This window comes from Rickettsia endosymbiont of Polydrusus tereticollis (assembly GCF_964026385.1).
GTDB lineage: Bacteria > Pseudomonadota > Alphaproteobacteria > Rickettsiales > Rickettsiaceae > Rickettsia.
Genome location: NZ_OZ032142.1, coordinates 319,462 through 338,321 on the forward strand (window position 1 = coordinate 319,462; position 18,860 = coordinate 338,321).

The window sequence follows — 18,860 nt, forward strand, 5'->3', positions numbered from 1 at the left end:
AGTTAAATATGTCTGAACAATTTATCTATTCACAGAAAAATAATTTTTCCGGCGGTGAGCTAACACCGACCATTGAAGGACGTACCGAGCTTGGGTTATATCAAAACGGAGCAAAGAAATTAATTAATTTTATAATTCTGCCGTCAGGCGGTATTATGCGAAGACATGGTACGCAATTTGTGCATTTATTTAAAGAGAATGTCCCACGGAAAATAATAAGTATAATGTTCTCAAGGAAGCTATCTTATTTATTAGTGTTTGAAGCTCATCCCCTTAAAACTACTTGCTCATTCTTTGTTAACGGCGAGCTGTTTTTAACAACCAAAATATTAAAGGATGGGGTGCAAGATTTTCACTTTCGGCTTAAAGATTTTTCTTATTGCTGTTTTCAAGGAATAGCTTATATAAATTTCGGTAGCGGTGGAAGCGGCATTAACAGACCGATATTTAAGTTTTCAGTTGACCCTAGTATTGTTGAAAAGTTTTATGCTCATTTAGCGGCACAACAACAATTAACAGCTGTTAGTGGTTCTATTGCTTCGACACCTGAAACGGCAGCAGGGTTTCCCGATAAGGAAAAGATGTTTATCATCGAGCCGCTAAAATGTCATGTAAATTACTATAAGCAAAATAACCAAACAATACAAAAGCCGTTTAACGAAGTTATTTATAATACTGAAATAGATAAAATAAACGACGAGCTTAAAAAGTTGCACGCTCAAAGCAACGTTAATGTCTATGAGCAAAAACAGGAACAATTATATTGTAGTTCAGTCGTTACCTTTGAAAACCGCTTATGGTGTTTCGGAGCTAATAAAAATATTCATGCAATTTGGGCAAGCTATAAGAGCGATTTTAGCGATTTTCGTATGGCATATAAAACTTTGCTAGAAGCTCGTAATCCTTTAACTGCCTTATCTGCTACTTTTTCCTCAAGCACCTTTGATAACGTGTTATGGACAGTGCCTTTCTCAACGGAAATGTTGATTGGTACTACCGACGGGATTTATTTAATTAAAGAAGGCGATCGCTCTAAAGGCGAGTTTATCAAAGTCCATAAAGAGCTAGATGTACCGGTATCACCTATCAAACCTGTAATAATCGGTAAAACTATATTTTTTGTAGAAGGGAGTGGCTGTAAAATCAATAGCTTATATTACTCTCAAGAAAAAGGCGGTTTCCAGCTATCAGATATTACTGCTTATGCCGAGCATATATTCAGTAGCGGAATCAGGCAAATAGTTGGAATTAACAGCCCTTTCTCAATGATTTTTGCCGTGCTAAAGGATGGATCATTTACTAGTTTTACTTACTCACAGGATTTAAAGATCATGGGCTGGACACCGCATTATTTAGGCGGTAATAACGCTATTATTCTGAGCATTACTCCTATTTATGGTGATAACGAAGATAAGCTATATTTTCATGTACGAAGAAGCGATGATATAGGCGGGGACAGCAAAGAATATATAGAAAGCTTACATACTAAATATTTTACTGCCAAAAATAAAGAACTGCATAAACCTATATATGCAGATTGTTATGTTAATATTATGCGTCCTGATGAAGCGGCACTTGACCATGCTATAGTGCAAGCTATCAAGGATGATAGTAGTGTAGAATTTCGAGGTGGAACTACCAAGCTTGAAAATATTGTGCAATCTCAAGCGGCAAATATGATAAAGCTAGCGATTGACAATGTTGATATAGGAAATTGCTTTAAGGCAAACTGCAAGCTAATTAAAGATTATGGAGCTACAGCTCCTCAAATTCAAGCATTTTTAAAAAGATATTATAAAGAGCAAATGCCTTTAATTATGGAGTTATTGGGATCTGTATTTGCTTTTTATCGCATAGGCGGCAATTTATATGCGAATTTTGAAAATATATTTAGCGGTGAATACGAGAATTTATCTTTAATAGAGCAGCTACTTAATGATAATGAGAGATTAAGTAATGATATAATTCAATCGATAAATAATATAAGAAATCAAAATTTAAATATTCCAGCTATTTTAAATGATAATCCGTTAATTGAATATATAGATAATAATGCTTTTTCATTTAATGTCAGTATTTGTGAAAAGATTAAACAGCTAGATATAGAACTGATTAGGTCAATAATCAAAACAGCTAAAGAAATTATTAAGCATGTAAAAAGCGTTATAAATATAGAGCCGACAAAAGATAAAGAGCTCAAGGAAATGCATAACACCATTTTCAAGCTTAATAAAGCACTTTTACTATATTATGCCGGTAGAAGTAATGATAATAGAAAGGATTTGCTTGTTAATTTAGATAAGTTTTTTGAGCAGAAAACTATAGGATTTTATAGCAATATGCTTGATGTTACACATCCGATACTTACTAAATATTTATTTAGTAATGAAGGAAAAGAACTAATCATTAGAGAGGTAAATTCTATTAACGGGACTACTACGCCGCAGCAGTTAAAAGCAAAAATCAGTTCCATAGTAAATCAGTTAGTTACTAAATTAAGCGAACAACATCAGCTAAGACGAGCTGAAGAGATTATTGCCGGCAAAAGACAGGAAGAAATTTGTGAGCTATTGCGAGGCTTAATTTTAGAAAAGCCGATAAATGATAGAAGTAAAGATTTTTTATTATCCAATGAATTAACTGAGCATGTGGAAGAAGTAATTGAGAATTCCCCTACTATAACTTCTGCAGTAAATTATGAGAGTGATGTAAGTGAAGGCTCAAGAGGAGCTGTTAGTGAGACCGATACAGAAGAGAGGTTAAGCAGAAAAGTATATCACTTAATGCAAGATTTGCGTAAGAATTTAAGCAAACTTCATAGTAGTTTAATAGAATATACCGCACTTGTCATGCCAAGTAACCATCCACTGCTGCTCAAAGATATCTTAGAAGACGAGAAAAGCCTTAAGCTTGAGAAATATTTACTGTTATCTAAAAAATATTTTCCGCTATTTAAAAAAATGTTTCCAAGCCTTGGGGGGCATGAGTTCGGCATAGTAGCAAGACATTTACTGCCTTCCTTTGATCAAATATCAGTTCCGTGGCTATTACAGATTTATCAAAATAACTTAGTCGCTATTATCGGTGATGATATGTAATGTCATGTAAGATTGCCGAGGGATGACAGTTAGCTTTGCCGGTGATAAAATAGGCATCTGAATACTTTTGGAGTTTACAGATGCCCGGTAGAAGAATAACAAATCAGCAATACGAGGTATATATGAAATTAAGAAAATCAGGTTTGAATCAAACAATTTGTTCAGCTAAAGCAGGTTTTTCACAACGTAGTGGTAGGAATTTAGAACGTAGGGAAGTGTTATCTTTATCGAAAGGGAAGAAAGTACGTAAGTACCGTAACGATCCATTAGAAGGAGTATGGGAAGGTGTATTAGTTCCTTTATTAGAACAACTACCATATTTAACATCTTGGACATTATTAGAATATCTTCAAGACGAATACCCAGGAAAATATCCGGACAGCATTTTAAGAACTGTTCAGCGACGCACTAGCAAGTGGAGAGCATTATATGGTCCGGAAAAGGAAGTTATCTTTCGCCAGCTTCATGTACCCGGTCGTCAAGGTTTATCGGATTTTACTGCTTTAAAAGGCATAGAGATTACTATTTGTGGTAAACCGTTTAAGCATCTATTGTATCATTTTCGGTTAGCTTATAGTAATTGGTCTTTTATGAAAGTGATTCAGGGCGGAGAAAGTTTTACCGCTCTTTCTCAATCGCTTCAGGATGCATTATGGAGTTTAGGAGGATGTCCTGAAGAACATAGGACTGACAGTTTGTCAGCTGCTTTCAAGAATTTATCGCAAGAGGAGTCAGATGATATAACATGTTCTTATAAAGAAGTATGTGCTCATTATGGCATGCATGCTACAAGAAACAATCGTGGGAAAGGACATGAGAATGGTAGCGTTGAGGCTGCACATGGTCATCTTAAGAGACGTTTAGAGCAAGCTCTTTTATTGCGTGGTTCTTATAATTTTGAATCTATAGATGACTATCAAAATTTTATAGACTCTGTTGTTCAACGACACAATAATCGTCATCAACCACAACTTTATATTGAACGATCTTATTTAAAAGGATTGCCGGCCCACAGAACTATAGATTTTAGCCAAACAACAGCTAGGGTGACAACTTCTAGCACTATTACAGTAAAAAAAGTTATGTATAGTGTACCTTCCAGATTAATAGGGTATCAATTAGGAATACATATTTATGATGATCGTTTGTCATGTTACTTGGGAAGTGATCATGTTTTGGATTTACCTTGATGTGGCTATAGTATTCCGGACAGTTAGTATGAGACAATATTAACAGAAAGGAAATACAGTATGACAAAAACAAAAATGTATTCTAGTGAATTTAAAGAATCAGCAGTTAAATTGGCAACTGAATCGAAGCGACCTGTTATTCAGACTGCAAAAGAATTAGGTATCAGTAAGAATACTTTATATAGTTGGATAGATAAATATTCTAAACAATTTGAAGAATCAATAACAAGAACAGATGAACATCTGTATGATGAATTAAAAAGATTAAAGAAAGAGCTGGTGATAGTAACACAGGAGCGTGATATACTAAAAAAGGCTGCAGCGTACTTTGCAAAAGAGTCCCTGTAAGGTATGCATGGATAAAGAAGCATCAAGATGATTTCTCAATTGCAATTATGTGCAAATGTATGAAGGTATCACGTAGCGGTTATTATGAGTGGTTAAATAACCCTGGATGCAATAGGGATAAAGAAAATAGAGAATTAACCTGTAAGGTTAGAGCTATTTTTCAGGAAGGTAGACGAAATTATGGATCTAGACCCATTAAAAAGGCTTTGTTGAGGCAAGGCATAATTGTTAGTCGTAGGAGAATTACAAGACTAATGAATGAAGCTGGCTTAGTATGTAAAACTAAGTATAAATTTAAAGCAACTACTGATTCTAAGCATAATAAGCAAGTTGCTCCTAATTTATTGGATAGACAGTTTAAAGTTTCTAATGTTAATTGTTATTGGGTTGGTGATATCACCTATATCCCAACTGGAGAAGGATGGTTATATTTAGCAACAGTTATTGATCTATTTTCTAGAAAAGTAATAGGCTGGTCAATGAATAGTAATATGAAAGCTGATTTAGTTAATAATGCTTTGCTAATGGCAATATGGCAACGTAAACCACCTAAAAAGCTTATTTGGCATACTGATAGAGGTAGCCAATATTGTTCTGATAGTCATTTAAAACTTATAAAACAACATGGTATTATACAGAGTATGAGTCGTAAAGGAAATTGCTGGGATAATGCTGTTGCTGAAAGCTTTTTTCATACTATAAAAACAGAATTAATTTATCAACATAAATTTAAAACTAGGGAGGAAGTAAAACATGCTATATTTGAATATATAGAGGTATTTTATAATCGTATAAGAATGCATTCTGCTAACGATTATCTATCACCAGTACAATACGAAAAAATACAAAAATGTGCGTAAAAAACTGTCCGGAAAACTGTTGACAGATCAATATTATTTTATCATAGAGCGATACGTACAATTAAAACTTGTCATAGGACAGTATTTTTATCCTATAGATCAAATAGGTATTAAATTCTATTATTTAGAGCAAAAAGCTTGGGTTTACCGTAATGCTGAAGAATTTGTTCATAAATTTTGGCATGTTACACAGCATTCGCATAATATCAATCAATTTGGGCAATTTTTATTGCATTCAGCTTGGCAAGAAGGTACTATTACTTTTACTGTTGGAATATTTACTGCTATCATCTTTTTTATGTATCGAGGTAAAAAAGCTGTTATCCAAGATAAGATTAGGGGAGCAGATTTTGTGGAAGCAGGTACTTTAGCAAAAATGCTTTATAAAAACAAACAAGCTGCTAATATTTGCTTTTCTGGATTACCATTGGTTAAATGATAGTGAGAGAAGACATATTCTTATTACCGGTACTACAGGTAGTGGTAAAACTAATATGTTAAATGAGCTATTACCTCAGATTAGAAAAGAGCGAGGTAGAGCAATTATTGTTGATTTAACAGGTAGCTTTACTGATCGATTTTTTGATCCAAAATGTGATAAGATACTTAATCCTTTGCAAGAGAATAGTTCAGCATGGCTACCATGGAATGATTGTCATGAAATTTGGGATTATAATGATATGGCCAGTAGTTTTAGTAATTATAATCCAAAATTAGATGATTTTTTTGCTAAAAGTGCTGAGCTAGTATTAGCTGAAGGATTAAGATTATATCAGGATAGTAAAGACATCAAAAAGCTTGTAAATACTATTCTTTATGCAAATAATAAAGAATTTGCAAGAGTCTTTAAAAATAGTGCAGTAGCCGGTATAATTAGCAGTAGTGCCCCTGAGACTTCGTCCGGTATTCAAGCAACTGTTAGTAAAAATATTGAAGCTCTGCAACATTTAAAGCCTGATGGTAGTTTTAGTATTAGAAAGTGGTTTACTGCGGACAAAGGTTGGTTATTTATAACTAGTACTCCTAACCAAAGAGTAATGCTACGACCACTTATTGCTGCATGGATTAGCATAGCAATAAAAGCATTAATGAATAGGAATATCAATAATACTCATAGTAATATGTGGTTTGTGATTGATGAACTACCAGCTTTACAAAAGATATCTTCTTTAGGGGTAGCTTTAGCTGAGAGTAGGAAATATGGTGGCTGCGTTGTTGCAGGCATGCAGAATATTCATCAATTAGAGGAGATATATGGTCATGCAGGAGCAGCTTCAATGCTTGATCTATTTGGTAGCAAATTTATTTTTCGAGTGAGTGATCAGCAGACAGCACATAAATCTGCTTTAATGCTTGGTGAGCAAGAAATAATCGAGACTCAAGAGAATCTCTCTTATGGCTCTAATACCGTGCGTGATGGGGTTAATATGCACAGCTTAGAGAAAAGGAAATTATTAGTAATGCCTTCTGAAATCATGAATCTAGAAGATCTTACCTGTTATGTAAAACTTGTGGGTAATTTCCCTATTACCAAACTTAAAATGAATTTACAAACTTGATTTAAATCCAAAAACATAAAAGCCATTTTAATGGTATTTTTAAAAGATTTCAATTATTTGATGGGAGGGACCTTATAAAGAAAAATCCTATTATAATACCCCTTTAAATCGTCAATTTAGTACTATGCATTTTAGAGGTAAGCTGTGTATAAAAAACTTTTTTGTTATTTCAGAATTTTTATAGAGTAAATTTTACAAGAAACATATTTACTCTAAAGAACGAATAAAAGTTTCATCAAGACCGGTTACACTAGAAATTAAAGCAATATTGCAACCTTGGGATAATAGTTTTTTTGCTATTTCAACTCTTTCTTCAGCTTTTCCTTCAGCTTTTCCAATTTGGATACCTTGAGCTTTACCAACTTGTAAGCCTTCAAAAATACCTAATTCTTTTCCTTCTTGTTGCCAATGCTCTGCTAAACTTCTCATAAGCCTTGTTCCTATTTCTGGATTCAACTTTGTTGATAATAAATCTTCTAGCTTTATTTTATCAGCTTGCTCTATCTTTGTCAAAGTATAATATAATATCATTTCTAGATAATCATAGCCTATCGTTATTTTGGTTAATTCCGGTAATATATCTGATATTTCTTGCCATCTTTTTAATAATTCCCTCTCATGTATATGCTTGAGAAAAAATTCTAATATCCCTGACCATATCCTTTGTTTAAACTCTTCATCAGGAATTTCATGGACATTCACTAATTGGTAATCATTAATCCATAATTCTCTTGCTAATTTGTTATTAGCAAATAAATCCCACAAATTCCTTGCAACATTGTATTTCTCCTGACCATTGTAAAATATCATCGGGTATATTAATGGTAAAGTCTTAGCTTTAGGATTTTGTATTAAATATCGCTCACAAATATTAATCATATATTTAAAAAGCCTAAAAGCCATAAAATGATCTGCTTTTGATTGATGTTCTACAAGCAAAAATAAGTATCCGTCTTGTTTATCAAATTTGCATGAGAATAAAACATCAGAGATAGAATCTTTTAAAGAGCTTTCTACAAAAGTGGTATTTTCCATTGCTAAACTAGGAAAATCTATTAAACTTTTAATATTTGGGGGCAAATGTGCATTAAAGAACTCATGGGCGACTAGAGGATTCTCCAGTGCCTTACGAAATATCTTATCATGCTTAGCTTTCTTTGTGCCTTTATCTGGATCACCCAGCAGGTTTCCTTGTTCACTCATATATTTATATTTTTTAACTTGATAAAATATTATTACACTACACTCTAAACTCTTATTCCTTGATTTAGCTTGATCTCAGATACTTGCTTTACCGCACTTCTTATTTCTTTAGCTATTTCTGAGCTTGGACTTATATATTGCATTACTTGTTTATCTCTTCCTATGGCATTTAAGTAATCTTCAGGGACGAGATGGCTTTTGCCTTGAAAATCATGTACTACTATATCAGAAAATTTTTTATCACCAAGATTATAATTAGGATCAAATTTATTCTGCATAATTTGTAAATCTTTCTGTATCTTCTGCTCTATTGCTGCTATGCAAATCTTGTTACTATAAGCAGTACAAGAATCTATACCTTTTTCTCTGTAGATTTGTAAAGCAGTATCGATATTTTCTGCTGTGCCAAACTTGGCTAGAGCTGTTATTTGCTGTTGTTGCAAATTATTTAGTCCGTTATTATCGTTATTTGCAAATTTTGAAAATAGTAATTCTATAGACTTAATTTGTGATTTGCTATTATCATTTGCTTTTAAGGATGATTTAAGTTCTGTTGCCTTACTAGCTGCTGTTAATTTTATTATTTCAGGCTCTATAAGCTTGTCTATAGATTCTGCTCCTTGGGATTTTAACATATCATTAAAATCGCCTTTTTCTGGTGGTCGTATTATTGCTACCGTCGCTCCTTGCCTAATTAATTCTTCCTGAGCCTTAATTACAGTATTAACTGATACTACATCTTTGCCATCATTATCAGCAGCAATTATTATTCTCTCACCTTTGATAGGCTCATAGTTCCTGATGTTACTTACACCTAACCCGGATATTGCATGAGATATAGGAGACAAAATCCTCGTAAAGCTGTATAATACTGGTATTTCATTAGAATAATACAAAGGATTTTGTCATGACAAATTGTATAGCATATAGTTACCAGTTTTCCAAAGTAAAAAATCGGACAATAGAGATAAATTTCACTGGAGGTGATATTAGTAGCGATGGAGGTGTGTTGTTATTAAGAGAAGCAGATAAAAGGCTTGGTATAACAGAGGAGCTTGCTAAAATATTTCCTGATAGACGAGATGGTAGTAAAATTACCCATAACCCGGATATTGCATGAGATATAGGAGACAAAATCCTCGTAAAGCTGTATAATACTGGTATTTCATTAGAATAATACAAAGGATTTTGTCATGACAAATTGTATAGCATATAGTTACCAGTTTTCCAAAGTAAAAAATCGGACAATAGAGATAAATTTCACTGGAGGTGATATTAGTAGCGATGGAGGTGTGTTGTTATTAAGAGAAGCAGATAAAAGGCTTGGTATAACAGAGGAGCTTGCTAAAATATTTCCTGATAGACGAGATGGTAGTAAAATTACCCATAATATGGCAACAATGCTGAGGCAACGAATTTATGGTATTGCATTAGGTTATGAAGATTTAAATGACCACAATTATCTACGAAAATGTCCTGCTATGCAAACAGCTATGGAAACAATTGATGATATGGCAAGTAGTTCTACCTTATGTCGTATAGAAAACAATGCTGATAGACACTTTGCAATTAAAGTGCATGAACTAATGCTTGATAAATTTATTAAGTCTCATAAAATAGTACCAAAGCAGCTAATACTTGATTTTGATGCTACGGATGATGAAATTCATGGGCAACAGGAAGGTAAGTTTTATCATGGTTATTACGGTCATAATTGCTTTTTACCTTTGTATGTTTTTTGTGGAAAGCATCTGTTAGTTAGTTATCTTAGGACGTCAAAGCAGGATCAAGCAAAACATTCTTGGGCAATATTATCATTGTTAGTAAAACGTTTTCGCCAAGCTTGGCCAGAGGTAAAGATTATTTTTCGTGGTGATAGTGGATTTTGTCGTCATCAGATGTTTGATTGGTGTGATATTCATAATATAAAATATATTGTAGGAATGCCCCAAAATAACAGACTAAATGAGTTACTGAAACCTACAATGGAGAAGTCAAAAGCAGCATTTATTATAACCCAAGAAAAGCAACGTCTTTTTAGTGAGTTTCCATATAAGGCTGGTAGTTGGAGTCATGAACGTAGAATAATTGGTAAGGCAGAAATGACAATGCTTGGAGAAAATCCAAGGTATATAGTAACTAATTTATCAGATAAACCTGAAGATTTATACGACAAAGTTTACTGTGGTCGTGGTGATATGGAAAACCGTATAAAAGAGCAACAACTAGAATTATTTGCAGATCGTACTTCTTGTCATAGATGGTGGGCTAATCAGCTCAGAATGATTTTATCGGGTCTTGCATACACTTTAGTAGAATATATCAGAGGTAATTTATTACAAGGTAGTGCATTAGCAAAAGCACAAATAGGTACAATACGTTTAAAATTATTAAAAATTGGGGTAGTAATTATCCGTAATACTAGGCGTATTAAGTTTTTGTTATCTTCATCATATCCTTACCGACAGGTATGGAATCATGTGATGAAGAAATTAGCATTAGAATAACCTAGATTAGCACTGTTCCCGGTGCTTAGAAAAAATGGGGTAAGGGGCATTACATCTAAAATTTGAAAATAACGGCTTCAAAGCACTTTTTGGCAAAATTTTTACAAAAGTATCATTGCTAATATTATAAATTACTCAATTTCTTACTTTAAATCTCACTTCATGCAATATCCGGGTTAGCTATATTATCAGAGATGCTGAAATCATATTGGGTTATGGATATAAAGTTGAAAGATCATAAGAGTGCAATAGATCAGTTGCCTAATAATATTGATATTAATGCTGTGCTTAAATTTTTGGAAGATACAGGTAATATTAATGTAAGGAGACCGTTAGAAAAAAAATTAGCTAAATACACACTTAAACATGGCAATACTCTCAAACCTTTATTAATAAAATATGATGGTTTTGATGAAATAAAGGGTGATAGAGCTAAAGATCAAGGTAAAAATAAGGTTAGTAAATTATTAAAGTTTTTAAAAGACAATACTCAAGCTTCTATATTGGTAACCGCACGTGAGCATGAAACAAATATTTTACAAGATAGTTTATCAGTATTTGATATTAAATTTGAACCATTAGAAGAACCAAAGCAAAAAGCGTTACTTAAGGAATATTGGAAGAATTATCTTAGATGGAGTTTTAGCAAGGATTACCTAGATAATCAACTGTTCAGTGATTCACCAAATGCTAAATTCAAAATATATGTAGAACAATTATTGAAGATGATGAATACAGTTTTGATGCAGCAGAATACTAAGTTTATGGGAATACCACTAACTTTACGCTTATTAGCAGAAAGTTATCAAGACAAATTTAAGAAATTTATTACTAATGATAATGATCTTTCAGAAGATTTTAATAATCTAAATATGCTAACCCGGATATTGCATGAGATATAGGAGACAAAATCCTCGTAAAGCTGTATAATACTGGTATTTCATTAGAATAATACAAAGGATTTTGTCATGACAAATTGTATAGCATATAGTTACCAGTTTTCCAAAGTAAAAAATCGGACAATAGAGATAAATTTCACTGGAGGTGATATTAGTAGCGATGGAGGTGTGTTGTTATTAAGAGAAGCAGATAAAAGGCTTGGTATAACAGAGGAGCTTGCTAAAATATTTCCTGATAGACGAGATGGTAGTAAAATTACCCATAATATGGCAACAATGCTGAGGCAACGAATTTATGGTATTGCATTAGGTTATGAAGATTTAAATGACCACAATTATCTACGAAAATGTCCTGCTATGCAAACAGCTATGGAAACAATTGATGATATGGCAAGTAGTTCTACCTTATGTCGTATAGAAAACAATGCTGATAGACACTTTGCAATTAAAGTGCATGAACTAATGCTTGATAAATTTATTAAGTCTCATAAAATAGTACCAAAGCAGCTAATACTTGATTTTGATGCTACGGATGATGAAATTCATGGGCAACAGGAAGGTAAGTTTTATCATGGTTATTACGGTCATAATTGCTTTTTACCTTTGTATGTTTTTTGTGGAAAGCATCTGTTAGTTAGTTATCTTAGGACGTCAAAGCAGGATCAAGCAAAACATTCTTGGGCAATATTATCATTGTTAGTAAAACGTTTTCGCCAAGCTTGGCCAGAGGTAAAGATTATTTTTCGTGGTGATAGTGGATTTTGTCGTCATCAGATGTTTGATTGGTGTGATATTCATAATATAAAATATATTGTAGGAATGCCCCAAAATAACAGACTAAATGAGTTACTGAAACCTACAATGGAGAAGTCAAAAGCAGCATTTATTATAACCCAAGAAAAGCAACGTCTTTTTAGTGAGTTTCCATATAAGGCTGGTAGTTGGAGTCATGAACGTAGAATAATTGGTAAGGCAGAAATGACAATGCTTGGAGAAAATCCAAGGTATATAGTAACTAATTTATCAGATAAACCTGAAGATTTATACGACAAAGTTTACTGTGGTCGTGGTGATATGGAAAACCGTATAAAAGAGCAACAACTAGAATTATTTGCAGATCGTACTTCTTGTCATAGATGGTGGGCTAATCAGCTCAGAATGATTTTATCGGGTCTTGCATACACTTTAGTAGAATATATCAGAGGTAATTTATTACAAGGTAGTGCATTAGCAAAAGCACAAATAGGTACAATACGTTTAAAATTATTAAAAATTGGGGTAGTAATTATCCGTAATACTAGGCGTATTAAGTTTTTGTTATCTTCATCATATCCTTACCGACAGGTATGGAATCATGTGATGAAGAAATTAGCATTAGAATAACCTAGATTAGCACTGTTCCCGGTGCTTAGAAAAAATGGGGTAAGGGGCATTACATCTAAAATTTGAAAATAACGGCTTCAAAGCACTTTTTGGCAAAATTTTTACAAAAGTATCATTGCTAATATTATAAATTACTCAATTTCTTACTTTAAATCTCACTTCATGCAATATCCGGGCTAACTATATATCAAGATATCATTGATGGTAAATATAAGATATATTTTAAAGAAAAAATGGGATTATCTGCTGATATAGGATATGAAAAGGTAAAGCTTCAAGAAGAATTAACAAAAGGATATTGGAGATTAGCATTTCAGGAATTATTTTCTGATCAAGCTAAAGATTTTATAGGGAAGAAAGACCAACTTTCAGAAGTTAGAGCAAATGGGGCTTTTGTATCTGATGATGAGTTAGAAACACTAATTCGTATTGGTGTAATAATCAGATCTGATCAATCTACTCCTATTGAATTTATTCATTATACTTTTGCTGAATATTTTGTTGCTGAATTACTAAATAATTGGTTAAGAAAAGAACATGGTCGCCATCCAAAATATCCACCTACAGAAAAGTTCTTAGTAACAAAAATTCTGCTTGAACTACAACATAAAGTTATTAGGTTATTTCTTAATGGACAGTTAGCTAAACAGCAATTACCAAGTGATGCATTAGAATTCTATGGACAAAAAGTTACTACACTATGGTCAGAAGCACAAGAACAATTTTTCAGTGAAGCACGTCAAACAGCTTTACACATATCTACTCAAGAGAATAATGAACAAATAATTGATCTACTATTAAATATTTTTAATTCTGATCAAGAAAAACTTATATCATTTCTTACGGTACGTGCTAATAATCAAGAAACAGCTTTATATATAGCAGCTCGGAATAAAAATGATAATCTTATTAAGAAATTTTTAGATAGCGTAAAAGATTGTAAAAAAGATATTCAACAAAAGCTTCTTTTAGCCACTATTTTTAGAAAAGCTGAGGATAAGGACGATCCTAATATAAAGTATTTATTAAGACATATATCACAGAATGAAGATTATACAGCAATAAAGTTAATCTCTGATGATATTCAAAAAAAGTGGGAATTAATAAAACCTTTCCTTGAAACAATACAGAATGCAAATATTAATGATTTAGAGAAACAATTGAATAAAGTTAGTGATAAAAATATTCAGAAGTATCTAATGTTATTAAACGATGACAAAGGTAACACAGTTTTACATCTCACTTATGAATTAGGTCATTATCGTATAATAAAATGGCTCATAGAGCATGGTGCAAGTGTTTATACTATAAATAGTGATGGTGATACCATATTACATATGGCAGCACGCTCTGGTGATTTAAGGGTGGTAGAATTGCTTATAAGATATAATGCAAATATTAATGCCATAAATAATAATGGAAATTCAATATTGCATGCTGCTGTTGATACAAAAAATGCTAAAAATTTTATTGATTTAAAATTAATAAAGTACTTAATAGAGCATAGAGCAGATGTTAATACTAAGAATAAGGATGGTAATACAGTATTAGATTTAGCTGTTACTAATAATCAATGGAGTGTAGCACGATTTTTAATTACACTAGGTATAGAAGATATTAACCAACACGCCAGAGCAATTGTAGATAGGCTGATTAATAAACAGCAATGGGGTTTACTACAATTAATGGTAGAAAAAGGAGTAGATGTTAATGCTAAAAATGATAAAGGTCAAACGATGCTGCTTCAAGTTGCTGATGAAAAAGTAACAAAATCAATTTGGTTTTTTGCCGACAATCAATTACCATTAAAAGGTCAGTGGCAGCTAATTAGATGGTTAGTAGAAAGAGTTGGAGATATTAATGATAGAGATAATAATGGCAACACAATATTACATTTAGCTGCTTTTAAAGGTCACCTGGAGTCTATAAAATGGTTAGTAGATAAGAAAAATGCAGATGTTAATGCTAAAAACAACAATGGTGATACTGTATTACATATAATCACTTGCACACGTCAGCATCAATTAGTGGAGTGGTTAGTGAATCATGGTGCAGATTTAATATTAAAAACAATGATGGTTATGCAGCATTAGATTTAGCTGTTGCACATAATTATTGGAAAATAGCAAAATGGTTAATAAAGAACCATGCCAATGCTGATGCACAAGTACTATATGCAGCTAGTCATGCTAAGAGGATTGATTTTGATTTTTTAAAGTCTTTGATCAAGGCTCAGGAAGAAGGTGGACAAGGCATTAACATTAATGCAGCTATAGACAGTAATGAAAATACGGTGCTACATAAAGTTGCACAAAGTGGTAATTTAGTGTTAGTGCAGTGGTTAGTGAATAATGGTGCAAATGTTGATGCTATAAACCATGATGGTTATACAGCATTAGATTTGGCAGAAAAAAAGGATATTACACCTAAGGATAATCATCTATTGTCAAGTTTATTCAAATGCTTGAGCATGCTCCTCTGTGCAGTTTTGAAGAAGAATACTGATGCTTTTGTTAAAATTAGCTCTTCTTATCCCCTTATCAATAAGGATTCTGATCTTACAGAAATTATTGACTTTTTAAATAAGGAAACTGATGTGAATTTAGAACATGGACTGAGTACGGCACAAGAAGAAGAGACATTAGAACCATTAATTCGCTCAGCAAGCGATTCAAGTTGTAGTAGTGCTAGTAGTGGTGCAAATAGTTCACACTCTCGTAAGAAACGAGCTATATGGAGTTGTAGTGAGAAGGAAGAAGAACCTGGTAAACAAAAAGTGATTAAAACTGGTAAGTGGGATGAAGTAGTTAGATGGTTAACCGAGGAAAAAGGAGCTGATATTAACGCTAAAGATGAGTTTGGTAGAACTATTCTCCACAAAGCAGCTGAATTTGGCCGTTTGGATTTAGTTAAATGGCTTCTAGAAGAGCAAGGTGCTGATATTAACACTCCAGATAAGTATGATACTAGTTTACTGCACTTTGCTACTGCTTCAGGTAATTTAGCTTTGGTTAAATGGTTGATAGAGGAAAAGCATGCAGCTATTGATGCTCAAGACAAGTTCGGTAAGAGTGCTCTACATTTGGCAGCTCTGGACAATTATCAGGATATTACCGCATTATTAGTGGCAAAGAACGCCAATATTAATTTACGTGATAGAAATGGTGAGACGGCATTAGAAATAGCTAGGAAAGAGCAGCATCAAGAAATTATCAAGCAGTTACAAAAAGCAAGTATTGAGCTAGAAAATAAACAATATATAGAAATATCATTAGATAATTTAACGGAGTTACAAGAAGAGCAAAGAGAAATTGGCTTAGAACCATCAGGGGGCGTAAGTGCTGTTGGTTGTAATGCACAATACCGTACAAAACGTCATATAGGAAATTGCCAAGAGGAAGAATCTGATAATTTCTCATATGAACCATTGGAAGAATCAGTATCTGTGGAGCAAGCGAGAGCTAGTAAAATCTATAGCCAAATAAGCATGGCAGTAATTTTAAAACATGCCGAGCAATTTTTGAGTAGTAATAATAATCCACTTGATCATGTTCTTACCTATAATAAATATATCGGTGAGATTATATCAGAGCAAAAAACTAATAATAGTCCACGTGAGCAAAGAATACTAGCTAGTCATTATCAACAAGCACAACAATTTTTAAAAGATTATCCAGAAACAAAGCTGCTTAAGAAAATAGCAAGAAATAGTGGTGAAGTAGTTAATATTGATGATAATCAGAGTTGGTTATTTGATAATGGTCAGCAAAGCATGTTGGTGTTTAAGGAAGGTAAACATTATGGCTTATATAGCCAAGATTTTAATTACAGACAAAAATTTCAAACAAGGGAAGATTTAACCTTTGAGCAACTAGAAGGATTTATTAAGGCATTTTTCAAGTGGCATAGTGGTAGTAGTAAATATCAAACATTTACTTTAGCTGATACTTTACCAGCAAATCTCATAGAGCAATTAAAGCTTGCTAAATTTTGGCATGCTGAACAAGTAGCTCCGGATAATGTATTACTTAATGAGCAACATTTAGGGCTGATAGAATCTATTTCAGCATCAGTAATTCGAAAATTATTCTTACTGCATGGTCAAAGCCCGGATATTGCCGGATTACATGTAGATTTTTTTGCTCATAATAAGAATGATATTAGTCTCAGATTTGAGGTATTACATGAAGTGTTGCAATCATTAAACGTAGAACAAAGACAAGCATTAATGGCTGTAATCAAGAAATATAATATAGCAATAGATAGAACTTATCTTGATACATTATCTGGAGATGAGAAATCTTTATTAGCCCGGATATTGCATGAAGTGAGATTTAAAGTAAGAAATTGAGTAATTTATAATATTAGCAATGATACTTTTGTAAAAATTTTGCCAAAAAGTGCTTTGAAGCCGTTATTTTCAAATTTTAGATGTAATGCCCCTTACCCCATTTTTTCTAAGCACCGGGAACAGTGCTAATCTAGGTTATTCTAATGCTAATTTCTTCATCACATGATTCCATACCTGTCGGTAAGGATATGATGAAGATAACAAAAACTTAATACGCCTAGTATTACGGATAATTACTACCCCAATTTTTAATAATTTTAAACGTATTGTACCTATTTGTGCTTTTGCTAATGCACTACCTTGTAATAAATTACCTCTGATATATTCTACTAAAGTGTATGCAAGACCCGATAAAATCATTCTGAGCTGATTAGCCCACCATCTATGACAAGAAGTACGATCTGCAAATAATTCTAGTTGTTGCTCTTTTATACGGTTTTCCATATCACCACGACCACAGTAAACTTTGTCGTATAAATCTTCAGGTTTATCTGATAAATTAGTTACTATATACCTTGGATTTTCTCCAAGCATTGTCATTTCTGCCTTACCAATTATTCTACGTTCATGACTCCAACTACCAGCCTTATATGGAAACTCACTAAAAAGACGTTGCTTTTCTTGGGTTATAATAAATGCTGCTTTTGACTTCTCCATTGTAGGTTTCAGTAACTCATTTAGTCTGTTATTTTGGGGCATTCCTACAATATATTTTATATTATGAATATCACACCAATCAAACATCTGATGACGACAAAATCCACTATCACCACGAAAAATAATCTTTACCTCTGGCCAAGCTTGGCGAAAACGTTTTACTAACAATGATAATATTGCCCAAGAATGTTTTGCTTGATCCTGCTTTGACGTCCTAAGATAACTAACTAACAGATGCTTTCCACAAAAAACATACAAAGGTAAAAAGCAATTATGACCGTAATAACCATGATAAAACTTACCTTCCTGTTGCCCATGAATTTCATCATCCGTAGCATCAAAATCAAGTATTAGCTGCTTTGGTACTATTTTATGAGACTTAATAAATTTATCAAGCATTAGTTCATGCACTTTAATTGCAAAGTGTCTATCAGCATTGTTTTCTATACGACATAAGGTAGAACTACTTGCCATATCATCAATTGTTTCCATAGCTGTTTGCATAGCAGGACATTTTCGTAGATAATTGTGGTCATTTAAATCTTCATAACCTAATGCAATACCATAAATTCGTTGCCTCAGCATTGTTGCCATATTATGGGTAATTTTACTACCATCTCGTCTATCAGGAAATATTTTAGCAAGCTCCTCTGTTATACCAAGCCTTTTATCTGCTTCTCTTAATAACAACACACCTCCATCGCTACTAATATCACCTCCAGTGAAATTTATCTCTATTGTCCGATTTTTTACTTTGGAAAACTGGTAACTATATGCTATACAATTTGTCATGACAAAATCCTTT

11 protein-coding genes and 2 pseudogenes are annotated in these 18,860 nt (G+C 32.9%); 10 read left to right on the top strand and 3 right to left on the bottom strand.

Annotated elements, in window-relative coordinates; all coding sequences use genetic code 11:
- Positions 1-8 precede the first annotated feature (8 nt).
- The 4 genes and pseudogenes from AAGD48_RS01515 to AAGD48_RS01530 form a co-directional block, all read left to right on the top strand.
- Complete coding sequence (locus tag AAGD48_RS01515) at positions 9-3,098, top strand: hypothetical protein (RefSeq protein ID WP_341790179.1); 3,090 nt, start codon at positions 9-11, stop codon at positions 3,096-3,098.
- Positions 3,099-3,178: 80 nt separating this feature from the next.
- Positions 3,179-4,288, top strand: coding sequence for an IS21 family transposase (gene istA / locus AAGD48_RS01520; protein ID WP_341790180.1), 1,110 nt, complete (start codon positions 3,179-3,181; stop codon positions 4,286-4,288).
- 60 nt (positions 4,289-4,348) lie between these two features.
- Positions 4,349-5,496 (top strand): IS3 family transposase gene (locus AAGD48_RS01525; protein ID WP_410526021.1). Its coding sequence is split into 2 segments (ribosomal slippage): positions 4,349-4,595 and positions 4,595-5,496, totalling 1,149 coding nucleotides; the frame shifts between segments, so codons are not numbered across the junction.
- Positions 5,489-7,055: pseudogene (locus tag AAGD48_RS01530) on the top strand (type IV secretion system DNA-binding domain-containing protein); the annotation flags it as partial. The gene AAGD48_RS01525 and the pseudogene AAGD48_RS01530, both read left to right, overlap by 8 nt.
- Positions 7,056-7,262: 207 nt before the next feature.
- On the opposite strand, the gene AAGD48_RS01535 reads toward AAGD48_RS01530, so the two are convergent.
- Both AAGD48_RS01535 and AAGD48_RS01540 read right to left on the bottom strand, forming a co-directional pair.
- Positions 7,263-8,258 carry an Rpn family recombination-promoting nuclease/putative transposase gene (locus AAGD48_RS01535; RefSeq protein ID WP_341790182.1) on the bottom strand — a complete coding sequence of 332 codons (996 nt, stop codon included), beginning with the start codon at positions 8,256-8,258 and terminating at the stop codon, positions 7,263-7,265.
- Between the two features lie 44 nt (positions 8,259-8,302).
- Positions 8,303-9,085, bottom strand: a pseudogene (locus AAGD48_RS01540) (toprim domain-containing protein); the annotation flags it as partial.
- An 80-nt stretch (positions 9,086-9,165) separates the two neighbouring features.
- On the opposite strand from AAGD48_RS01540, the gene AAGD48_RS01545 reads away from it, so the two are divergent.
- The 6 genes from AAGD48_RS01545 (at position 9,166) to AAGD48_RS01570 (ending at position 17,398) form a co-directional block, all read left to right on the top strand.
- Positions 9,166-9,378, top strand: coding sequence for a transposase (locus AAGD48_RS01545; RefSeq protein WP_341790183.1), 213 nt, complete (start codon positions 9,166-9,168; stop codon positions 9,376-9,378).
- A gap of 73 nt (positions 9,379-9,451) precedes the next feature.
- Complete coding sequence (locus AAGD48_RS01550) at positions 9,452-10,765, top strand: IS1380 family transposase (RefSeq protein ID WP_341789277.1); 1,314 nt, start codon at positions 9,452-9,454, stop codon at positions 10,763-10,765.
- Positions 10,766-10,992: 227 nt separating this feature from the next.
- Complete coding sequence (locus AAGD48_RS01555; RefSeq protein WP_341790184.1) at positions 10,993-11,667, top strand: hypothetical protein; 675 nt, start codon at positions 10,993-10,995, stop codon at positions 11,665-11,667.
- 66 nt (positions 11,668-11,733) lie between these two features.
- Positions 11,734-13,047 carry an IS1380 family transposase gene (locus AAGD48_RS01560; protein WP_341789277.1) on the top strand — a complete coding sequence of 438 codons (1,314 nt, stop codon included), beginning with the start codon at positions 11,734-11,736 and terminating at the stop codon, positions 13,045-13,047.
- Positions 13,048-13,280: 233 nt separating this feature from the next.
- On the top strand, positions 13,281-15,140 hold the full coding sequence (locus AAGD48_RS01565) for an ankyrin repeat domain-containing protein (RefSeq protein WP_341790185.1): 1,860 nt from the start codon (positions 13,281-13,283) through the stop codon (positions 15,138-15,140).
- Positions 15,080-17,398 carry an ankyrin repeat domain-containing protein gene (locus tag AAGD48_RS01570; protein WP_341790186.1) on the top strand — a complete coding sequence of 773 codons (2,319 nt, stop codon included), beginning with the start codon at positions 15,080-15,082 and terminating at the stop codon, positions 17,396-17,398. The genes AAGD48_RS01565 and AAGD48_RS01570 overlap by 61 nt, the downstream gene beginning before the upstream one ends.
- A 135-nt stretch (positions 17,399-17,533) precedes the next feature.
- Here the strand turns inward: AAGD48_RS01570 and AAGD48_RS01575 are convergent, their stop codons facing one another.
- A complete protein-coding gene (locus tag AAGD48_RS01575) occupies positions 17,534-18,847 on the bottom strand; it encodes an IS1380 family transposase (RefSeq protein WP_341789277.1) in 1,314 nt (437 codons plus the stop codon).
- Positions 18,848-18,860 lie beyond the last annotated feature (13 nt).